This is a genomic window from Billgrantia zhangzhouensis (genome assembly GCF_021404465.1).
Lineage (GTDB): Bacteria > Pseudomonadota > Gammaproteobacteria > Pseudomonadales > Halomonadaceae > Halomonas > Halomonas zhangzhouensis.
Genome location: NZ_JABFTT010000007.1, coordinates 217423 through 237678 on the forward strand (window position 1 = coordinate 217423; position 20256 = coordinate 237678).

Here is a 20256-nt window from a genome sequence, read left to right on the forward strand (position 1 = left end):
TTGACAGCCCGGCCGCCACGACGGCACTATTGCGTCATGAACGCAAACGCCTACATGCCGAACATGATCCAGTGGTGGCGCTCCTGAGCGAGGGGCGGCACGCTGACGACTGAAGAAAACGCCGCCGTCGGGGCGGCTTTTTTGTGTCCGAAGCAGGCCCTGCGCGGCTGGCGAGCCTTATGAACATTGCAAAGATGGAACGGGACCTTACGCCATGTCCGTGCTGATGATCGATAACTATGACAGCTTTACCTTCAATGTGGTGCAGTATTTGGGGGAGCTGGGGGCCGAGGTGGCGACCTATCGCAACGATGCCATCACGCTGGAGCAGATCGAAGCGCTGGCGCCGAGCCACTTGGTGATCTCACCGGGACCCTGCACTCCCAACGAGGCGGGCATTTCACTTTCCGCCATCGAGCATTTTGCCGGGCGCCTGCCGATCCTTGGCATCTGCCTGGGACATCAGGCCATCGGCCAGGTCTATGGCGGCGAGGTGGTGCGCGCGCCCCAGGTGATGCATGGCAAGACCTCGCGGATCCGCCATACCGGGCAGGGCGTCTTCGCCGGCCTCGAGGACCCGCTCGAGGTTACCCGTTACCACTCCCTGGTGGTGGAGGCCGAGACCTTGCCCAGCTGCCTCGAGGTTACCGCCTGGACCGATGAGGACGACGTGACGCCTGGCTTGATCATGGGCCTGCGTCACCGCGAGCTGGACATCGAGGGCGTGCAGTTCCATCCAGAATCGATCCTGACCCGTCAGGGGCACGAGCTGCTGGCCAATTTCCTGAAGCGCCGCTGAACCGCAAGAAAGAGGAGTTCCTGTCCATGCAGATGCGAGACGCCATTGCCGCGGTGATGCGCCACGAGAACCTGAGTTTCGATGAAACCCACTCGGTGATGCAGCAGATCATGACCGGAGAGGCCACCGATGCTCAAATCGGTGGCCTGTTGGTTGGTTTGGCCATGAAGGGGGAGACCGCCGAGGAGATCGGTGCCGCCGCCCAGGTCATGCGCGAACTGATGAAGCGGGTGCATCTGGTTGCCGAGAACGTGGTGGACATCGTCGGTACCGGCGGCGATGGTGCCAACCTGTTCAACGTCTCGACCGCTTCGAGCTTCGTTGCCGCTGCGGCCGGTGCCCACGTGGCCAAGCACGGCAACCGCAGCGTCTCATCCTCTTCCGGCAGTGCCGACCTGTTCGACATGGCTGGCATCCATCTGGATATCAAGCCGGAACAGGTCGCGCGCTGTATCGAACAGGTGGGGGTCGGCTTCATGTTCGCCCCCAATCACCATCCCGCCATGCGCTTCGCCATCGGCCCGCGCCGCGAGATGGGCGTACGCACCCTGTTCAACATTCTCGGTCCCTTGACCAATCCCGCAGGCGCGCCTAACCAAGTGTTGGGTGTGTACGCTGCCGAACTGGTGCCGCTGATGGCCGAGGTGTTGCGTCAGCTTGGCAGTCGCCACGTCATGGTAGTGCATGCCGAGGATGGCTTGGATGAGATATCCCTGGCCGTTCCCACCCAGGTGGCCGAACTCAAGGACGGTGAGATTCGCCGCTACACCATCGCTCCCGAGGACTTCGGCATCGAGCGCCAGGAGCTGGCCCCGCTCAAGGTAGTCAGTGCGGAGGATAGTTTGCGCTTGGTGCGCGAGGCGCTGGTGGGCGAGGGGCCGGGGGCCGATATCGTCTCCCTCAACGCCGGTGCGGCGCTCTACTGCGCGGGTATCGCCGATACCCTGAAAGAGGGCGTGATGATGGCCCAGGACGCCCAGGCTTCCAAACTGCCGCTGGAGAAAATGAAGGAACTGGCGGATTTCACCCGCGTGCTGATTTCCTAAGACCGGGGCGCCCATGCGGCGCCTCCCTTCTCGTTACGACCCCATCGTGGTGTCCTCCGTTCGGATCAGCAGCGATGGGTGGCTCAGGCGGGTGTCCCGCTTCCGCACCAGTGACTGGTAGTGCCACCAGACTCAGGATCCTGCCGTTGTTCAGGCAGACCATACCTGTCACTTCCCGGCCAGCCACCCAGCCGCTGCCCAGGTCTTCCCGCAGGCGCAAGCGCACAGCGCCGAGACCGTGCCAGGCCACCAGCTCGGCGGACTGGAAATGAAACATGCGGCCCACCAGAGGGTAGAGGGCCTTGAACAGGCTTTCCTTGAGGGAAAAAGTCGCGCTGACCATTAGCCCTACGTTCGACGGGGCCAACTGCGCCAGTCGAGTGGCCTCCCCCGGTGCAAGCACTCTTCTGGCCAGTCGCCAGGCCTCCTCGGTGCCAAGCAGCCGCTCGGCGTCCAGCCCGAGTCCTAGATAGGCCTGCCGGTGGGCGACCAGGGCCGCGGCCCAGCCGTCGTTATGGGTGAGGGCGCCCACGCAATCCACGGGCCAGCGGGGGGAGCGATCATCGTTCATTCCCGGGCAGGCGTCCCGACCGTCCAGCAGCCACAGTGCACGCTGGGCGCAAAGGCGCCCGGCGACATACTCTGCCTGCCGCTTGGCAATGGCACCATGCAGGCGGGGTGGAAGGGTGACACCATGGCAGTCTGAAGGGGCGCACGCGCCTGCCTGCTCATCGAAAAGCGCAGGGTCGAAGCGAGTCGCGACCAGACGGATACCCGGCAGGGGGGAATCCCAGGGCCAGTCGCTGGTAAAAGGGCCGATAAAGGAAGGGAGCGTGTCCATGAGCGGATTCTGGCATGGGCCGGAGTGTCGGCGCCATGTCGTGCTGGTATTAGAGTTGGTGGTAGGGAGGCTACGCGCCGACTTTGGGCACTGTGACTTTCCATGTCGAGCCGGGGCTAGGTAAGATGGAACGCTTACCGGCATCACCCGCGGCCTGCGCCGCCTGCACCGAGACAGTACCATGAGCCCAACCAAGGACGCCCCGACCATTCTCACCCGCATCCTGGCCCGCAAGGACAGAGAAGTGGCCGAGCGCAGCCGCGCCGTGTCCGAAGCCGAGCTGCTGGAGCTGGCTCAGCGCCAGAGCGCCCCGCGCGGCTTCATCGCCGCCCTGGACCGACGCATCGCCGAGGGCGATCCGGCGGTGATTGCCGAGATCAAGAAGGCCTCGCCCTCCAAGGGCGTCATCCGCGAAGACTTTCGCCCCGCCGAGATCGCCGCGAGTTACGCCGCCGGCGGTGCCGCTTGCCTTTCGGTGCTGACCGACGCCGATTTCTTCCAGGGCCACGAGGACTTCCTCATCGCGGCCCGCGAGGCGTGCGATCTACCGGTCATCCGCAAGGATTTCATCGTGCACGGCTATCAGGTCAGCGAGGCACGCGCCATTGGTGCCGATTGCATTTTGCTGATCGTCGCAGCGCTAGACGATGCCCGGATGACCGACCTCTACCAGCAGGCGACGGCGCTGGGCATGGACGTGCTGGTCGAGGTGCATGACGCCCTGGAGCTCGAGCGCGCGCTCAAGCTCGGCATCGGCCTGGTGGGCATCAACAACCGCAACCTGCACACCTTCGAGACCCGCCTGGAAACCACCCTGGAGCTGCTTCCGCGGATTCCCGCCGAGGTGACCGTGGTGACGGAATCCGGCATTCATACCCAGGCCGACGTGCTGCGCATGCGCGAGCACGACGTGCATGGTTTTCTGGTCGGCGAAGCTTTCATGCGCGCGCAGGAACCGGGCGAAGCGCTGCGGCGGCTGTTCTACTGAGCGTTGCGCGAATTACTCCTCGACAGGCTCATAGTGAGCGAGATAGTCCTCGCGCTGATGCGCCAGGCGAGGCATCTGCTCCGGAAAAGCCGGAGCGCGGCAGGGAGCGCCTTGTCATTGCAGGTATTGGCACTGCCAAGTTCGGGGTCGAGATAGCAAGCGCCGCGAGCTATAGCATCCCAGCCGGTGCCGCGGTGACAGCTCGAGGTCGAGCAACTGCGCAAGATGGTGCGGGCTTTGATGGACCGAGCCGAACTCAGTATCAGCGTGCGAGGCTCGGGTTTCAGTCTCTTCCAGCTTGTTTTTTCTGCTGGTATGACTTGTTTGGCCAGCAAGGCTGGCGGGTATCCCGCCAGCCTTGCCCGTTTACCAGCTTAGCTGACGCAGGTGGCTGAGCAGCCCCTGCAGCGGATGCGGCAGAGCCTGGCCGGAGAGGCGGCTGACCTGGCTGCGGCAGGAGTAGCCGGTGGCCAGCAGCCGGCCCTGGTTCATCTTGTCTTCAACCACCGACTGCCACGACTGGGCGTAAATGGTCTTCGAGGTCTCGAGGTTGCGCGCCTCATGACCGTAAGTGCCGGACATGCCGCAGCAGCCGGTGGCGAGGAGTTCGAGTTCGAAGCCAAAGGCGGCGAATACCTGTTGCCACGCCTTGGGGCTGCCGGGAGCGTTGGTCTTCTCGGTGCAGTGGGAGAGCAGCCGGAAGTTCGGGTCGTCGAGTTGCTCGAGTTTCCGGGCGAGAGCGGGAGGCACCAGGCGCGTGCCCTGGGCCACCAGCCACTCCTGCAGCATCAGCACCTCGGGCACGGCATCGGGCCCCAGCGCTTTCACGTACTCCTGGCGGTAGGTGAGGGTCATGGCCGGGTCGATACCCACCAGCGGCACGTCGAACTCGGCCAGGGCGCGCAGCCGTCGGGCCTGTTTCGCTGCCGTGCGCTCGAAGGCCCCAAGGAAGCCCTGCACGTGCAGCGGCTTGCCGTTGGCTGAGTAGGGGGCGACGAACACCTTGATATCCAGGCGCGAGAGCAGCTCGACGATGTCCATCACCCGTTCGGCCTCGAAGTGGCTGGTGAAGGCGTCCTGCACGATGACCACGCTGCTGGCCTTCTGCGCCTCGCTGAGCAGGCCCAGTGAGATCGGTGTAGCCTCGGCGACGCCCCAGGTGCGCAGTTGCTTGGCCAGCCGTGCGCGCGACAGGCGTGGGCTGTCGACCAGGCCGATGTGCCGTGACAGCAGGCGGTCCACCAGGCGCTGGTTCAGCGCGGCGTTGTACAGCGGCGCGGCGTAGGCGAGATAGGGCACGAAGAACTCCATGCCGCCGATCAGGTAGTCCCGCACCGGGCGCAGGTAGCGGCCATGGTAGACCTCGAGGAACTGCGAGCGCGAGTCCGGCACGTTGACCTTCACGGGGCATTGCCCGGCGCAGGACTTGCAAGCCAGGCAGCCCGCCATGGCGTCGTAGACCTCGTGGGAAAAGTCGGTCTCGTTGCGGCGGCGCCAGGTGTTGCGTGCCCGAGCCGGCAGGTGCTTGAGAAAGCCCCAGGCGCCCTCCTGGCGCTGCTGGCGTGCCTCTTCCACCAGATCGATCCCGGCATTGCCCTGCAGGCGCAGCCACTCGCGAACGAGGCTGGCGCGTCCCTTGGGCGAGTGGATGCGATCGCGTGTCGCCTTCCATGAGGGGCACATGGCATCAAAGGGATCGTAGTTGTAGCAGGCGCCGTTGCCGTTGCAGTACACCGTGGCGGCATGAGCCTGCCACACGCGCTCGTCGATCTGGCGGTCGAACTGGCCGCGGGTGGGCACGCCGTCTATGGTCAGCAGGCCCGGGTCGACCAGTCTTACCGCCTCCGCTTGGAGAGGGGCACTGGCGGTAGACGCCTTGCCCGCGGCATCGGGCGGGATAGAGAGCCCCGCGGCTGCGGGCGGATTGGATGGAGTCGCAATCTTGCCGGGATTCAGCTGATTGTGTGGGTCGAAGGCGGCCTTGACCCGCTGCAGGCTGGGGTAGAGCTCGCCGAAGAACTTGGGCGCATACTCGGAGCGCACCCCCTTGCCATGCTCGCCCCACAGCAGGCCGCCGTACTTGTGGGTCAGCTCCGCCACTTCGTCGGAGACCTCGCGGATCAGCCGTTCCTGTTCCGGGTCCTTCATGTCGATGGCCGGGCGCACGTGCAGCACGCCGGCATCGACGTGGCCGAACATGCCGTAGCTGAGCCCGCGGGCGTCCAGCGCGGCGCGGAACTCGGCGATGAAATCGGCCAGATGCTCCGGCGGTACCGCAGTGTCCTCGACGAAGGGAATCGGACGCTTCTCGCCCTTGGCATCGACCCTGGCATTGCCCAGCAGTCCCACGGCGCGCTTGCGCATGCCGTAGACCTGCTGGATCTGATCGCGACCTTGCGCCAGGGTGTAGCCGAGGCGTGGCACGCTCTCATCCGCTTCCAGATGACGACAGAAGGCGGCGACGCGCTCGGCGAGTCGCTCGGGATCGTCGTCGTTGAACTCGATCAGGTTGATGCCGCGGATGGCCACCGCCTGGCGCTCGACCGTGACGGCATCGCCCTCGGCAGTGCCGGGTTCGTCCTCGGAAGTGCCCAGGGGCGCCTCGCTGGGAAAGAATTCCGCCACGCTGTCCCAGACGAAATCCTCCATGGCCAGCAGCAGTACCCTGTCGTCCACCGTCTCGATGGAAGTGGGTCTGGCCGCGGAAGCCATCAGCGCCTTGGCGTCGCGCAGGGCGTCCATGAAACCGGCATAGCGCACGTTGACCAGGGTCGAGTGGTTGGGGATCGGCAGCACGTTGAGCACGGCCTCGTTGAGGAACCCGAGTGAACCCTCGGAGCCACACAGCAGGCTGTTGATGTCGAGACGACCTTCCGCGTCCCTGAGATGCGCCAGATCGTAGCCGGTCAGGCAGCGGTTGAGCGGCGGGAACTTGGCTGCGATCAGCTCGCGCTGGGTGTCGATGATCTCGCGGGCGGTACGGTAGGCGTCGCCGATCACGCCGCGGTGGTGACACAGTGTCTCCAGCTCGCCGTCGTCCACCGGGCGGCTGACCAGCCGCTCGCCGCCAAGCAGCACGGTGTCGAGCTCGAGTACATGATCGCGGGTCTTGCCGTACTCGCAACTGCCCTGGCCGCTGGCGTCGGTGGAGATCATGCCGCCGATGGTGGCGCGATTGGAAGTGGAGAGGTCAGGGGCGAAGAACAGTCCGTGAGGCTTCAACGCTGCGTTGAGCTGATCCTTGACCACGCCGGCCTGCACGCGCACCCGGCGCTGTTCGACGTCGATCTCGAGAATCGCGTTCATATGACGGGAAACGTCCACCACCAGGCCATCGGTGAGAGACTGTCCGTTGGTACCGGTGCCGCCACCTCGGGGCGTGAGCACCACCTGGCGATGCTCGGGGTCGGCGGCGAGCCGGGCGATGCGCTCGAGGTCGGTGGCGTGGCGCGGGAACAGTGCCGCCTGGGGCAGGCGCTGGTAGATCGAGTTGTCGGTGGCCAGCACCGTGCGATCGGCATAGTCGGGGGCAACCTCACCCTCGAAGCCCGAGCCTTTCAGCGCCTCGAGAAAACGCAGGTAGTGAGCGCCCAAGCCTGCGATGGCAGGAGAGCCGGTGGTGTCCAGTCTTGAGATCATGGCTAGTCGTATTCGGTCGTTGGATGCCGCCCGATGGGCGAGACGGCAGGGAGTGGCGCTACTTTACCGCGATAGGACGGTGATGCGCATCCCGGGCCGTGAGCGCGTGGCGCCCTCACGGCCTTTTGCCTACAATGGACGGCTCGATTTTCCGATTCACCGACTGTTACGGACCGGATTCCATGCTCGATCCCAAACTGCTGCGCAGCGACCTCGATACGGTTGCCCAACGATTGGCCAAACGGGGTTTCGCCCTCGACACCGAGCGACTCGAGGCGCTGGAGTCCCGGCGCCGCGAGCTGCAGACCGAGACCGAGTCCCTGCAGAACGAGCGCAATACCCGCTCCAAGGCGATCGGCAAGGCCAAGGCATCCGGCGAGGACATCCAGCCGCTGCTCGACGAGGTGAATGATCTCGGTGACCGCCTCGATGCCGCCAAGCGGCAACTGGCGGAAGTACAGGAGGAGTGGGATGCCCTGGTCAGTGGCATTCCCAACCTGCCCCACGACAGCGTGCCGGCAGGCGAGAGTGAGGAAGACAACGTCGAGCTGCACCGCTGGGGTACGCCGCGCGAATATGACTTCGAAGTTCGCGACCATGTCGACCTGGGCGGGCTCAAGGGAGAGCTGGACTTCGAACTGGCGGCCAAGCTGACCGGTTCGCGCTTTGCCGTGATGCGTGGCCAGATCGCCCGCCTGCACCGGGCGCTGGCGCAGTTCATGCTCGACAAGCAGACCCTCGAGCACGGCTACGAGGAGTGCTACGTCCCCTACATGGTCAACGAGGCTTCGCTGTTCGGCACCGGCCAATTACCCAAGTTCGGGGAGGATCTGTTTCGGCTGGACGACGAGCGCAGCTTTCACCTCATCCCTACCGCCGAGGTGCCGCTGACCAACTTCGTCCGCGACGAGATCCTCGAGCATAAGGTGCTGCCGCTAAAGCTTACCGCTCACACGCCATGTTTCCGTAGCGAGGCGGGATCCCACGGCCGCGATACCCGCGGCATGATCCGCCAGCACCAGTTCGACAAGGTCGAGATGGTGCAACTGGTCGAGCCCGAGAAGAGCTATGAGGCGCTCGAAGAGATGCGTGGACACGCCGAGGCGATCCTGCAGGCGCTCGAGTTGCCCTACCGGGTGGTCACGCTATGTACCGGTGACATGGGCTTTGGCGCGGCCAAGACCTACGATCTGGAAGTATGGCTGCCAAGCCAGCAGACCTACCGCGAGATTTCTTCGGTCTCCAACTGCGAGGATTTTCAGGCGCGACGCATGCAGGCGCGCTTCCGCCATCCCGAGCAGAAGAAGCCGCAGCTGTTGCATACGCTCAACGGCTCGGGCCTGGCGGTGGGACGCTGCCTCATCGCAGTGATGGAGAACCACCAGAATGCCGATGGCTCCATCACCGTGCCCGAGTCGCTGCGTCCCTATCTGGGTGGCATCGCCACTATCAATTCTCGATCTCCCAACTGACGCTGACGCCCGCCTCGATGACGATCGTCCCGGGGCGGTACTCGGCCTGCTGGGTACTCTCCCGGGCGTCAGCGCTCATTGCCATCATGCGCGGCATGTAGATAGGAGAGCGCGTCTCGCTGATAGAAGCCACCGGTCCCAGTGAGACGTTCATGGTGCGTGCCATCAGCTCGGCTTTGTGGCGGGCCTTCTCCAAAGCCATCACCAGTGCCTCGTCGGTGGCGGCATCGCGATCGGCGAGGTCGTAGCTGATTCCGTCCATGGCATTGACGCCGGCCGCGGTCAAGGCGTCGAGCAAGTGCGGCAGGCGCTCCAGGTCATCGACGCGGACCTGAAAAGGCCGTTCGAGTCGGGTGCGCATCAGCATCTCCTGGTCGGTGTCGCTACGCCGTGGAGCGGGTACGTACTCGGGCTGCACGCTGAGCGAGCCGGCATTGATGTCGTCGCGCTCCACACCGGCTTCCTCCAGCGCGCCGATCAGAGCGGCGGCGCGCTCCTCCAACCGATCACGAGCCTGGCGCAAGGCATCGGGATCGGTATCGTCGTCGTGGCGTGCCACAGCCGGCGTACGCTCCCACAGCCGGGCACTGAGCGTCGCACGATCCGGCACCACATCGAGCTGGGCTTCGGCCTGCACGTCCAGCCGGGCACGTGGCTCATCGGCTTGGGTAGCGGTTGCCATGAACGGAACGACGGTCAGCCAGCCACCTAGCAGCAGGTAGCGAAAGCGAATCGAGGGCATCGGGAAAGCCTCCTTGCGGCAATGAGAAAAATGGGCAGTGGGGCCTCAGGTCGTATGATGCCCGCACTATCGCCGGGAACGGGCGAGTTTGTGTGCCCGCCCGGTAAGGGTCATGATAAGCAGGACACGCCAGATAGGGATAGATGGCATGCTTAACCGCGACGACAATGTGCGATACGGTCTTCCGCTCACCTTGACGCTGGCGCTGGCGGCGCTGGTGGTGATCATTGCCGGCATTCGCGCTGGCGCTGACCTGATCATCCCGATTCTGCTTGGGTTGTTCATCGCCGTGATCTGCACCTCTCCGGTAAACTGGCTCCATCGCCTGGGCCTGGGCCTGCGCCTGGCGGTAGTCGTGACCCTGCTGGTGATCGGTGGCTTTCTCTCCCTGGTGGGGCTGCTCGTCGTCAATGCTTTCGGCACTTTCATCGAGGCGTTGCCGGGCATCGAGGGGCGTCTCTACGAACATTATCTCAACCTACTCGACAGCCTGGCCGCCATGGGCCTGGCCATCAATCCTGACACGCTGGCCGGCCTGGTCGAGTCCGAAGACGAGAGTGGCTGGCTCACGGCGCTGTTGGGGGGGCTTGGCAACCTGCTGATGCAGAGCGTTGTGGTGGCGCTGCTGGTCATCTTCATGCTGTTCGAGACACTCAATTTCCGTCGCAAGGTGGCCCACGCTCTCGACCACCCCGAGGCCAGCCTGCAGCGTTTTCAGGAATTCAGCCAGACCCTCAAGCGCTACTTGGCGGTCAAGACGTTCGTTAGCCTGCTGACCGGCCTCATGGCCTGGCTGGCCTGTCTGGTGGCCGGGGTGGGCTTCCCCCTGCTGTGGGGTGTGCTGGCCTTCGCGCTCAATTACATACCCAACATCGGCTCCGCCATCGCGGCACTGCCACCGGTGTTGTTGTTGCTGGTCTCCCAGGACGGCGGGTTGTTCCAGGCTTTTGGCCTGGCCATGGCCTATCTGGCCATCAATTTCGTGCTCGGCAACCTGGTCGAGCCGCGCTTGATGGGCCGTGCTCTTGGGTTATCGGCCTTCGTCGCTTTCCTGTCACTGGTGGTGTGGGGCTGGATGCTGGGAGTGGTTGGCATGCTGCTTTCGGTGGTGTTGACCATGACGCTGAAGATTGCCCTGGATAGCCACCCGCAGACGCGCTGGATCGCTTACCTGCTGGGGCCGGGAAAGCGACCCATGGCCGATAGCGTAATGGGGGAAGAGGGCGGAAAGGTTTCCTTGAGTGGTGATGAGGCTGAGTTTCCCCGCCCCGAAACGCAATCGCCCCGGCAGGAGCCAGGGCGAGAAGAACGCTAAGGTAGGCGTGTCAGACGTTCTGGTCGATGAACTGAACCAATTGCGACTTGGACTGTGCGCCGACCAGTGAGGCGACCTTGGAGCCAGACTTGAACAGCATGACGGTCGGCACGCCACGCACGCCCTGTTCGGCCGCGATCTCGGGGGCATCGTCGACGTTGATGCTGACGACCTTGAGGCTGGCGGTACGCTCCTCGGCAACCTCGTCGATCACCGGGGCCATGACCTTGCAGGGGCCACACCAGGGGGCCCAGAACTTGAGTAGCACGGGCTGTTCTGCCTTCAGGACTTCCTGCTCGAAGTTGGCATTGGTGACATCGACGTTATTGGCCATGTGAATCTCCAGTTACGTTGCGCTACATCGAGCGAATCGAGTGACACGCCATGGGCATGTCCGGTCGGCAGATGTTAGCGGTCGACCGGGTGTCTGGCAAATGGCCGATAGCGTCTTCGTCGAGCCTCGTTCCAGTTAGAGACAGCCGAGAGAACGCTGAGCCATACATGACCGAATATTGATTCGGCAGTTTAGACAAGCCGGGAGAAGTTGACTAACGTGCCTAGCACGGAGCGAAAGTTATACGGATATGGCTCGGCTCCAGGTGCTGGTGGTTACCGTCGCGGCTTGATCGGCAGGGGAGGCGTGAAGGAGGCGCAGCCTGCAATGCTTGGGATGCCAAGCGGTCAAGGAAGAGCAGGGCGAACCAGACAGGCACACCTTGTCGCCGGGCCGCGATAGGGAGAGCCGGGTCATGGCGAACTGCACGATTGTGCTCGACGGTGAGCGCCTGCGAGGCAGGGCCGACGAGCCGCTGGTCGATTTCCTCAAGGCGCAGGGCATCGATCTGCCGCACGTCTGTTATCACCCTTCGCTGGGTGCGCTCGAAACCTGCGATGCCTGCTGGGTCGAGGTCGACGGTGAACTCAAGCGCGGTTGTACGCTGAAGAGTGCCGATGGCCTGAGGGTCGATACTCGCGGCGCGCATGTCAGGGCCGCCCGCGAGGAGGGCATGGACCGCTTGCTGGCCAAGCATGAACTCTACTGTACGGTATGCGAGAACAACAACGGCGACTGTACGCTCCACAACACCATGGTGGACATGCAGATCCCCATCCAGCGCTACGAGTTTCAGCGCAAGCCCCATGAGAAGGACACCTCGAGCCCTTTCTACACCTACGATCCCGATCAATGCATTCTCTGCGGCCGCTGCGTGGAGGCGTGCCAGAACGTTGAGGTCAACGAGACGCTCTCCATCGACTTTGCCAGCGATAATCCACGCGTGCTGTGGGACGGCGGCAAGGAGATCAACGATTCCAGCTGCGTACACTGCGGCCACTGTGTCACGGTTTGCCCCTGCAATGCGCTGATGGAGAACAGCATGAACGGCAAGGCGGGGCCGTTCTCCGCCATGCCCTGGTCGCTCAAGCGGCCGATGATCGAGGTCGTCAAGAAACTCGAGACGACGACGGGAGCAGTGCCGGTATCCGGGCTCTCGGAAATCGACATGCATCTGCGTCAGCCCGAGATCAAGTGTACCAAGACGGTGTGCACTTACTGCGGTGTTGGCTGCTCGTTCGAGATGTGGACCCGCGATCGTCATATCCTGAAGGTGCAGCCGGTACCTGAAGCGCCGGCCAACGGCATCTCTACCTGCATCAAGGGCAAGTTTGCCTGGGACTTCGTCAATAGTGAGAAGCGCCTTACCATGCCTTTGATCCGCGACAACGGTCGCTTTCGCGAGGCGGACTGGGACGAGGCGCTCGATCTGGTAGCGCGCCGCCTGCTCGAGGTGCGCGACGCCCACGGTCCGGATAGCCTGGGTTTCATCGGCTCGAGCAAGGGCACCAATGAGCAGGCCTATCTGGTTCAGAAGATAGCTCGGCGCATCATCGGCACCAACAATGTCGACAACTCGTCGCGCTACTGCCAGAACCCCGCGACTAAAGGGCTGTTCCGCACCGTCGGTTACGGCGGTGACGCGGGTTCCATAAAAGACATCGAGCAGGCCGAGGTGGTAGTGATCGTTGGCAGCAACACTGCCGAGAACCACCCGGTGATCGCCGCCCGCATCAAGGCGGCGCAGAAGCTGCGCGGACAGAAGCTGATCGTGATCGATCCGCGCAAGCACGAGATGGCCGAGCGGGCGGATCTTTTCCTGCGGCCGAAGTCGGGCACAGATCTGCTTTGGGCCTCGGCGCTGTCACGTTACATGTTCGACCACGACCTGGCTGATCGTGAGTTTCTCGAGCGCTGGGTCAACGGTGTGAAGGAATACCGCGATTCGCTTGCTCCCTTCACCCTGGAATTTGCCGAGACCGAGACGGGCATCGAGCGCCAGGATCTCGTCGAGGCCGCCGAAATCATCGGCAGGGCGAAGAGTGTCTGCCTTCTGTGGGCCATGGGTATCACTCAGCACAGCCGCGGCTCGGACGCCAGCACGGCACTTTCCAACCTGCTGCTTGTTACCGGCAACTACGGCAAACCGGGTACCGGTGGCTATCCCATGCGTGGCCACAATAACGTGCAGGGTGCCAGCGACTTCGGCTGCCTGCGCGACCGCTATCCGGGCTATGGCCACGTCTCCGACAATGAAGCGCGCGAGCGCTGGGCGGAGGGCTGGGGCATCTCACCCGATGAACTCTCCGATGAGCCGGGCTACGGCAATTTTCTGATGGTTCAGGCAGCAGACGAGCGGGAAATCAAGGCCATGTACATCGTCGGTGAGGAGACAGCCTTTTCGGATTCCAATACGCACAATGTGCACACGGCCTTCGAGAAGCTCGATTTCATGGTGGTGCAGGACGTTTTTCTAAGTCGTACTGCCGAATTTGCCGACGTGGTGTTGCCCGCCTGTCCCAGCGTCGAACAGGAGGGCACCTACGTGAATACCGAGCGGCGTATCCAGCGCTCCTACCAGGTGCTGGAGCCACTCGGCGATAGCCGTCCCGACTGGCGCATTCTTACCGATGTCGCCGCTCGCATGGGTCACGACTGGGGCTATACCCATCCATCCCAGGTCATGGCGGAGTGTGCCCGCATCGCGCCCATGTTCGCCGGCGTCAGCTATGAGCGGCTCGAGGGTTGGAAGTCGCAGCTGTGGCCGGTAGCCGAGGATGGCACCGACTCGCCGCTCCTCTACACCGACGGCTTCGCCAACGAGGACGGCAGGGCCAACCTGTATGTATTGGAATGGCTGCCGCCCGAGGAGGCTCCGGATGAGGAATACGATCTGCTGCTCGATAACGGCCGCCTGCGTGAGCAGTTTCAGGGCACCAACCAGACCGGTCGTACCGAGGGCATCTGGCAGCAGATTCCACACGGCTTCGTCGAAGTCAGCCCCGAACTTGCCGCCGAACGCGGTATCGAGGAGGGCACCTGGGTACGGGTTAGCTCGCGTCGTGACAGCCTCGAGTTTCCAGCGGTGATCACCGACCGTGTGCGTGGCAAGACGCTGTTCATGCCCATCCATTTCGGCAAGCCTGGCGTCAACCTGTTGACCGGTGAGCACAACGACCCTGACGTGCAGACACCGGCCTTCAAGGAGACCGCCGTCAAGTTGGAAGTCCTCGACAGGCGCGGCGATCCCCCGCTACCCGCCCACAACTATCGGTTTGGCCATCCGACGCCGACGACGGGCGTCGAGGTCGAGGTGAAGTGGGGACGGGGAGATTACACGCTGCCGCCCGCCCAGCAATCCAACCCGAGGAAGATGTAATGGCCGAACGAATCTCGCATGACGTGACGCCGCCCAGAATCGGCCCTGATGCTCACGAGGAGCTCGAGCAGTTGCTGCAGACGCTGCATGAGCATGGTGTGCTGCGCCTGGCCAAGGACGTGGTGGGGGCCAATACCTCGATCGCCAGTGTCGTCATGGATGGCCTGGGCAAGGAGTCCACTCTCAACGCCATCCAGAACCTGGCCATTCTTGGCATGATGCTATCGGAGATACCGCCGGATCGCTTCTATCGCGTAACGTTTGCCCTCAGGGAGGCACTGGATCGGATTGGCCAGTACCAGCCCGGCGAGGAAGGCGGCGATGCGCCTGGCGTCAGCGGTGCCTACCGCATGCTCAACGACGATGAGCTGTGGCGAGCGGTGGCACCGCTGGTGGAGGGGGTCAAGGCATTTGCCGAGCGCCTCGACAAACCGATCGATAAGCCGGTCAGCGATTACTTCGGCAAGCCGACTAGCGGCCCTTGACCATCATCCATTGATGGTCGGCCACAGGTCTTCGACTTGGGGCGTGTCGCTCCCATGGCCGGAATACCCTTTTGACGTTATGCTATTTGGTGATTAGACAGAGATGTCTAATCACCGATGCATCTGTCTTGCCGGGCGTAAGGGAGCCAAGTCGATCATGAAACTACAGCAACTGCGCTACGTCTGGGAAGTGACCCGCCATAACCTCAACGTGTCGGCAACGGCCCAGAGCCTGTTCACTTCGCAGCCCGGTATCTCCAAGCAGATTCGTTTGCTCGAGGATGAGCTGGGGGTGGAGATCTTCGCCCGCAGCGGCAAGCATCTGACCCGGGTCACGCCGGCCGGTGAGGCCATCGTAGAGCTGGCCGGACAGGTGCTGCGGCTCACCGATAACATCAAGCAAGTGGCACAGGAACATAGCGACGAACGTCGCGGCAGCTTGTCGATTGCCACCACGCATACCCAGGCTCGCTACGCTCTTCCACCGGTGATCGGTGAGTTCACACGCAAGTATCCGGATGTCGCCCTGCACATGCAGCAGGGCACGCCCAAGCAGATTGCGCAGATGGTCAGCGACGGCATGGCCGACTTCGCCATCTGCACCGAGTCGCTGGAGCTGTTTACCGATCTGGTATTGCTGCCGTGCTATCGCTGGAACCGCTGCGTGCTGGTGCCGCGGGGCCACTCCTTGGCCGACGGAGGGGAGCTCACCCTCGAACGTCTGTCCGAGCAGCCGATCGTGACTTATGTATTCGGCTTTACCGGACGCTCTCAGCTCGACGATGCCTTCCGTGCCAGTGGGCTTACCCCCAATGTGGTGCTCACCGCTGCCGATGCCGACGTGATCAAGACTTATGTCAGGCTCGGCCTGGGGGTCGGCATCGTGGCGCACATGGCCTACGACCCCATGCTCGACGACGATCTGGTCGCGCTAGAGGCGGGGCACCTGTTCGAGAGTTCCGTGACCAAGATCGGCATTCGCCGCGGCACTTTCATGCGCGGCTACATGTACGATTTCGTCAAGGGCTTCGCCAGCCATCTCGAGCGCGATCTGGTCGACAGCGCGCTCGCTGCCGGGCCGCGCCATGAAGCCGAGCTGTTCGACGGTATCGAGCTGCCGATGCGCTGAGAGCGACCAGGCAAGGCGGGCCGCTTGGCCCGCCTTGGTCGGAGAGAGGGTGGAGGGAATCAGTGCTGCAGGTGCAATCCGCACTCGCGCTTCGCTTCCACCTTGGTGGGATCGAAGTAATCGAACTCGTTGGGCAGGTCGTGCTGCTGCAGGTACTGATAGAGCTCCTTGGCGCTCCAGTGCAGCAAAGGGGAGATCTTGAGCAGCCCATCGGCGTTGCGGCTGGCAGGCTGCATGCGGGCACGTTCGGGGGTGTCCTCGGCGCGCAGCGCCGTGAACCACACGTCCGGGGCCATTTCGCGTAGCGCCCGCTCGAACGGTTCCAGCTTGACCTCTCGCGTGAATGCCTCGTGGCGCGGGTCGTCGATGCCCGGCATGGCGCCATCCACTGCTTCACGGTGGGCGCGGGTGCGCTGCGGTATATAGCTGACCAGGTTGAGGTCGAGCCGCTTGACCAGTGCGTCGGCGAAGCGATAGGTCGCTTCCGTATTGTAGCCGTGATCCATCCAGACCACCGGAATGTCGGGCCGCTGTTGCGTCACCATATGCAGAATGACCGCCTCGAAGGGGCGGAAATTGGTGGTGACGATAGGGCGCTGGCCCTGCGTCAGAGCCCAGAGAATCAGCCCATCGGGGTCGCTGCCCAGTTCCTGATTGATCGCATCGAGTGCTGCCATGATGGCTCCAGAGTCGTTGACTGTGTTGGGCCATACCCTACCAAAGGCGGCTTACAGGGCCCCAATATCGTTTCATTGGATAAATATAGCCAAAAGAAAGATAAAAGGGCTCTTCTTATTCCTAGTGGTACTTTGGCTTGGCCAGTGCCTGCATGAGGTGACGAATTTTGTCCAGGGTCTCGACGTATTCGGCCTCGACGTTGGAGTCGGCCACCAGCCCGCCGCCGCCCCACAGATGGATGCGCTCCCCGTCGGCCACGGCGGTGCGGATGGCGATGGAGGTATCCATGTTGCCGCGTACGTCGACGAAGCCCAGGCTGCCGCAGTACACGCTTCTGCGGCTCGGTTCCAGTTCGTCGATGATCTGCATCGCTCGTACCTTGGGTGCGCCGGTGATCGAGCCGCCGGGAAAGGCGGCCGCCAGCAAGTCCAGCGGACGTTTTCCCGCCGCCAATCTGCCACACACGACGCTGACCAGGTGATGCACGTTGGCGTAGCTCTCGAGGCCGCACAGCTGCGGCACCCGCACACTGCCTGGCCGGCACACGCGGCCCAGGTCGTTGCGCAGTAGATCGACGATCATCACGTTCTCGGCGCGGTCCTTGAGGCTCGAGATCAGCTCCATGGCCAACTGCCGATCCTCTTCGAGCGTGCTGCCCCGGGGGCGAGTGCCCTTGATCGGGCGTGTCTCGACGTGGCCGTCCGACTCGCACAACAGGAAGCGCTCGGGGGAGAGGGACAGAATGGCTTGCTCGCCTCGCTCTGAGGGCCAGGCCATGTAGCCGGCAAAAGGAGTGGGCGTGGCCAGGCGCAGGCGCAGGTAAGCGTCCCAGAGATCGCCGCTGTACGGTGCGCTGAAGCGCTGCGCCAGATTGATCTGGTAGCAGTCGCCGGCCCGAATGTACTCCTGCACGGCAGCAAACCGTCTGGCATAACCGCTGCGATCCATCTCGCCTTCGAAAGGGGCGAGCAGCCCGAAGGCCGAGATGGGGCCAGCGGTGCGGCGCAGCCAGTCCGTGACCTGCATGCGCCTCTCGGCCGTCGCTACCAGCCAGCTTTCTTGACGCTGATGATCTTGAATCAGCGCCCAGTCGTAGAGTCCCGTACGGCAGACAGGCAAGGAGACTCTCTCATGGGCCGAGTTGCCTACCGGCTCGAGAGAGCGGCCCAGGTCGTAGCCCCAGTAGCCGATCAGGCCACCGAGAAAGGGCAGCTCGCTGGACGGTACATCGAGAGGCAGGCTCTCCAGCAGGGTTTGCTGGGCCATGAAAGGGTCATGGCCTTGCTGCACCTCGCCGTCGATACGGATGACTCCTTTGCCGTCGACGGTGAGCGCCGACACGGGGTCGCAGCTGATGATGTCGTAGCGACCCCCCGGTGCGGCAGGCTTGCCGCTGTCGAGCAGGACCGCTCCGGGGCGTTGGCGCAGCGCCCCAAAATAGGCGAGCGGATCGTCCTGATAGGGGAACGGGGTAATGTGGAGTCTTGCTATCATGAGGGGGCCTTTCAGAACCGGCCACCCATTCTAGGGGGCAGAGTGCGTTTTGTCGTGAGAGTCGTTGGTCTGTTAATGATTTTCCCATCAACGCTGGCCGGATTGTCGACAGCGTGGGCGGTATTTTGTCAGTCGCTTACAACCAAAGGCGAAGCATGTCGCGGTAACTGGGTGGTTGACCGACAAGGAGGCAATGTCTAAAGTCACCTTATCTCTTGATTGTCGACAATTGCCATGAACCCAGTCGCTCCTGAACAAACGTCTCCTGAAGTCCGCACGCTGGCCGAACGTGTCTTCCATCAACTGCAGGATGCCATCGTCCGTGGTGAGCTGGCACCGGGCAGCAAGATCACCGAGCCGGGCCTGTCGAAGACCTACGGCATCTCCCGTGGCCCGTTGCGTGAGGCGATGCGTCGCCTGGAGGCCCATCGCCTGATCGAACGTGTACCCCATGTCGGGGCTCGGGTAGTCAAGCTCTCGATGAAGGAGCTACTGGAGCTGTTCGACGTCCGCGAGGCGCTGGAGAGTATGGCCGCACGCCTGGCAGCTGAACACATGACCCGCGAGGAAATTGCCGGGCTACGTGAGGTGCTGGCATTGCACGAGCGTCAGGCCGACCTCAAGAGCGGCGAGGCCTACTACCAGCGCGAGGGTGATCTCGATTTCCATTATCGCATCGTACAAGGCAGCCACAACCGCATGTTGATGACCATGCTGTGTGATGACCTCTACTACCTGGTGCGCCTCTACCGTACCCAATTCAGTGCTAGTGGTACACGACCTCAGCTCGCCTTCGTCGAACACCATCGTATCGTTGATGCCATCGAGGCGGGGGATGCCGAATTGGCTGAGCTGCTGATGCGTCGACACGTCAGCGCTTCGCGCGCCAACGTGGCCGACCGCTACGCCGCCATACTCAAGCAGCAGGCCGAAGCGACCGCTTGAACCTTGCCCGAACGACAGAGAGGAATCCGATCATGACGCAACCCACCCCTGGCGCCCGCTTCCGTGCCGCACTCGAGGCCAACCGGCCGCTACCCATCGTCGGTACCATCAACGCCTACACTGCGATGATGGCCGAGCGGGTCGGCCATCAGGCCATCTACCTGTCAGGCGGCGGCGTGGCCAATGCATCTTTCGGCCTGCCCGACCTGGGCATGACCACCATGAACGATGTGGTGCAGGATGCTCATCGCATCTGTGGCGCCACCGACCTGCCGCTACTGGTGGACATCGATACCGGTTGGGGCGGGGCCTTCAACATAGCTCGCACTGTCAAGGAAATGCAGCGCGCCGGGGTGGCCGCCGTGCATCTTGAGGATCAGGTCGCGCAGAAGCGCTGCGGGCATCGTCCCAACAAGGAGATTGTCTCGAAGCAGGAGATGGTCGATCGCATCAAGGCCGCCGCCGACGCACGTATCGATCCCGACTTCACCCTGATCGCGCGCACCGACGCCTTCCAGAAGGAAGGGCTGGATGCCGCCATCGACCGCGCCAGCGCCTGCATCGAGGCCGGGGCCGATGCCATCTTCGCCGAGGCGGTGCATACCCTCGACGATTACCGGGCCTTCTGCCATCGCGTCGACGCGCCGATCCTGGCCAACATCACCGAATTCGGCGCCACGCCGCTGTTCAGCCAGCAGGAGCTCGCCGAAGTGGGCTGCCGCATGGTGCTCTACCCGCTGTCGGCCTTCCGCGCCATGAACGCGGCCGCATTGAAGGTCTATCAGAGCATTCACGACAAGGGGCATCAGCGTGACGTGGTCGAGCTGATGCAGACTCGTGACGAGCTTTACGATTTCCTCAACTACCACGCCTTCGAGCAGAAGCTCGATGCGCTGTTCGCGGAAAACCCGCTGGGCGGGAAAGGCTCGGGCGCCTGAGCCTTCTCGTTACGACGACAAGAAAACGATAG

Annotated in this window: 16 protein-coding genes; 10 read left to right on the forward strand and 6 right to left on the reverse strand. The window is 63.3% G+C overall.

The features are described 5' to 3' along the window. Positions 1–214 precede the first annotated feature (214 nt). Both HOP51_RS11170 and trpD read left to right on the forward strand, forming a co-directional pair. Entirely contained in the window at positions 215–799 is a 585-nt protein-coding gene (locus tag HOP51_RS11170) for an anthranilate synthase component II (RefSeq protein ID WP_234273981.1), read from the forward strand. Positions 800–825: 26 nt separating this feature from the next. Next, a complete protein-coding gene (gene trpD, locus HOP51_RS11175; RefSeq protein ID WP_234273982.1) occupies positions 826–1845 on the forward strand; it encodes an anthranilate phosphoribosyltransferase in 1020 nt (339 codons plus the stop codon). On the opposite strand, the gene HOP51_RS11180 is transcribed toward trpD, so the two are convergent. Continuing rightward, on the reverse strand, positions 1823–2686 hold the full coding sequence (locus HOP51_RS11180; protein ID WP_234273983.1) for a 4'-phosphopantetheinyl transferase family protein: 864 nt from the start codon (positions 2684–2686) through the stop codon (positions 1823–1825). The genes trpD and HOP51_RS11180 overlap by 23 nt on opposite strands. Before the next feature lie 181 nt (positions 2687–2867). Here HOP51_RS11180 and trpC point away from each other — a divergent pair, with 181 nt between their 5' ends. After that, positions 2868–3674, forward strand: a complete 807-nt coding sequence (gene trpC, locus HOP51_RS11185; RefSeq protein ID WP_234273984.1) for an indole-3-glycerol phosphate synthase TrpC — start codon at positions 2868–2870, stop codon at positions 3672–3674. A gap of 366 nt (positions 3675–4040) precedes the next feature. On the opposite strand, the gene HOP51_RS11190 is transcribed toward trpC, so the two are convergent. Then, positions 4041–7313: an FAD-binding and (Fe-S)-binding domain-containing protein gene (locus HOP51_RS11190; protein WP_234273985.1), complete on the reverse strand. Its 3273-nt coding sequence runs from the start codon at positions 7311–7313 to the stop codon at positions 4041–4043. A 182-nt stretch (positions 7314–7495) separates the two neighbouring features. On the opposite strand from HOP51_RS11190, the gene serS reads away from it, so the two are divergent. Next, positions 7496–8785, forward strand: coding sequence for a serine--tRNA ligase (serS, locus tag HOP51_RS11195; protein ID WP_234273986.1), 1290 nt, complete (start codon positions 7496–7498; stop codon positions 8783–8785). Here serS and HOP51_RS11200 read toward each other — a convergent pair. Beyond that, positions 8763–9527: an SIMPL domain-containing protein gene (locus tag HOP51_RS11200; RefSeq protein WP_234273987.1), complete on the reverse strand. Its 765-nt coding sequence runs from the start codon at positions 9525–9527 to the stop codon at positions 8763–8765. The two genes, serS and HOP51_RS11200, sit on opposite strands and share 23 nt — an antisense overlap. Positions 9528–9675: 148 nt before the next feature. Here HOP51_RS11200 and HOP51_RS11205 point away from each other — a divergent pair, with 148 nt between their 5' ends. Next, a complete protein-coding gene (locus HOP51_RS11205) occupies positions 9676–10842 on the forward strand; it encodes an AI-2E family transporter (protein ID WP_234273988.1) in 1167 nt (388 codons plus the stop codon). A gap of 10 nt (positions 10843–10852) precedes the next feature. On the opposite strand, the gene trxA is transcribed toward HOP51_RS11205, so the two are convergent. Then, complete coding sequence (gene trxA / locus HOP51_RS11210) at positions 10853–11176, reverse strand: thioredoxin (protein WP_159553394.1); 324 nt, start codon at positions 11174–11176, stop codon at positions 10853–10855. A gap of 415 nt (positions 11177–11591) precedes the next feature. Between trxA and fdhF the strand changes: the two genes are divergently transcribed. From fdhF to cysB, 3 genes are all read left to right on the forward strand, one after another. Further along, positions 11592–14555, forward strand: a complete 2964-nt coding sequence (gene fdhF / locus HOP51_RS11215; RefSeq protein WP_234273989.1) for a formate dehydrogenase subunit alpha — start codon at positions 11592–11594, stop codon at positions 14553–14555. Continuing rightward, complete coding sequence (locus HOP51_RS11220; RefSeq protein ID WP_234273990.1) at positions 14555–15040, forward strand: DUF1641 domain-containing protein; 486 nt, start codon at positions 14555–14557, stop codon at positions 15038–15040. Before fdhF ends, HOP51_RS11220 begins: the two co-directional genes overlap by 1 nt. Before the next feature lie 157 nt (positions 15041–15197). Further along, positions 15198–16169, forward strand: a complete 972-nt coding sequence (gene cysB / locus HOP51_RS11225; RefSeq protein WP_234273991.1) for an HTH-type transcriptional regulator CysB — start codon at positions 15198–15200, stop codon at positions 16167–16169. 59 nt (positions 16170–16228) lie between these two features. Here the strand turns inward: cysB and HOP51_RS11230 are convergent, their stop codons facing one another. Together HOP51_RS11230 and pabB are read right to left on the reverse strand one after the other, a co-directional pair. After that, entirely contained in the window at positions 16229–16846 is a 618-nt protein-coding gene (locus tag HOP51_RS11230) for a phosphoadenosine phosphosulfate reductase domain-containing protein (RefSeq protein ID WP_267957703.1), read from the reverse strand. A 121-nt stretch (positions 16847–16967) separates the two neighbouring features. Next, positions 16968–18341: an aminodeoxychorismate synthase component I gene (gene pabB, locus HOP51_RS11235; RefSeq protein ID WP_234273992.1), complete on the reverse strand. Its 1374-nt coding sequence runs from the start codon at positions 18339–18341 to the stop codon at positions 16968–16970. Positions 18342–18575: 234 nt separating this feature from the next. Between pabB and HOP51_RS11240 the strand changes: the two genes are divergently transcribed. Beyond that, positions 18576–19286: a GntR family transcriptional regulator gene (locus HOP51_RS11240; protein WP_159553388.1), complete on the forward strand. Its 711-nt coding sequence runs from the start codon at positions 18576–18578 to the stop codon at positions 19284–19286. Positions 19287–19318: 32 nt separating this feature from the next. Beyond that, a complete protein-coding gene (prpB, locus tag HOP51_RS11245) occupies positions 19319–20224 on the forward strand; it encodes a methylisocitrate lyase (protein WP_234273993.1) in 906 nt (301 codons plus the stop codon). The last annotated feature ends 32 nt before the right edge of the window (positions 20225–20256 follow it).

Coding starts and splice junctions, on each gene's coding strand:
- HOP51_RS11170 (WP_234273981.1), top strand. CDS start 215: ATGTCCGTGCTGATGATCGATAACTATGACAGCTTTACCTTCAATGTG.
- trpD (WP_234273982.1), top strand. CDS start 826: ATGCAGATGCGAGACGCCATTGCCGCGGTGATGCGCCACGAGAACCTG.
- HOP51_RS11180 (WP_234273983.1), bottom strand. CDS start 2,686: ATGGACACGCTCCCTTCCTTTATCGGCCCTTTTACCAGCGACTGGCCC.
- trpC (WP_234273984.1), top strand. CDS start 2,868: ATGAGCCCAACCAAGGACGCCCCGACCATTCTCACCCGCATCCTGGCC.
- HOP51_RS11190 (WP_234273985.1), bottom strand. CDS start 7,313: ATGATCTCAAGACTGGACACCACCGGCTCTCCTGCCATCGCAGGCTTG.
- serS (WP_234273986.1), top strand. CDS start 7,496: ATGCTCGATCCCAAACTGCTGCGCAGCGACCTCGATACGGTTGCCCAA.
- HOP51_RS11200 (WP_234273987.1), bottom strand. CDS start 9,527: ATGCCCTCGATTCGCTTTCGCTACCTGCTGCTAGGTGGCTGGCTGACC.
- HOP51_RS11205 (WP_234273988.1), top strand. CDS start 9,676: ATGCTTAACCGCGACGACAATGTGCGATACGGTCTTCCGCTCACCTTG.
- trxA (WP_159553394.1), bottom strand. CDS start 11,176: ATGGCCAATAACGTCGATGTCACCAATGCCAACTTCGAGCAGGAAGTC.
- fdhF (WP_234273989.1), top strand. CDS start 11,592: ATGGCGAACTGCACGATTGTGCTCGACGGTGAGCGCCTGCGAGGCAGG.
- HOP51_RS11220 (WP_234273990.1), top strand. CDS start 14,555: ATGGCCGAACGAATCTCGCATGACGTGACGCCGCCCAGAATCGGCCCT.
- cysB (WP_234273991.1), top strand. CDS start 15,198: ATGAAACTACAGCAACTGCGCTACGTCTGGGAAGTGACCCGCCATAAC.
- HOP51_RS11230 (WP_267957703.1), bottom strand. CDS start 16,846: ATGGCAGCACTCGATGCGATCAATCAGGAACTGGGCAGCGACCCCGAT.
- pabB (WP_234273992.1), bottom strand. CDS start 18,341: ATGATAGCAAGACTCCACATTACCCCGTTCCCCTATCAGGACGATCCG.
- HOP51_RS11240 (WP_159553388.1), top strand. CDS start 18,576: ATGAACCCAGTCGCTCCTGAACAAACGTCTCCTGAAGTCCGCACGCTG.
- prpB (WP_234273993.1), top strand. CDS start 19,319: ATGACGCAACCCACCCCTGGCGCCCGCTTCCGTGCCGCACTCGAGGCC.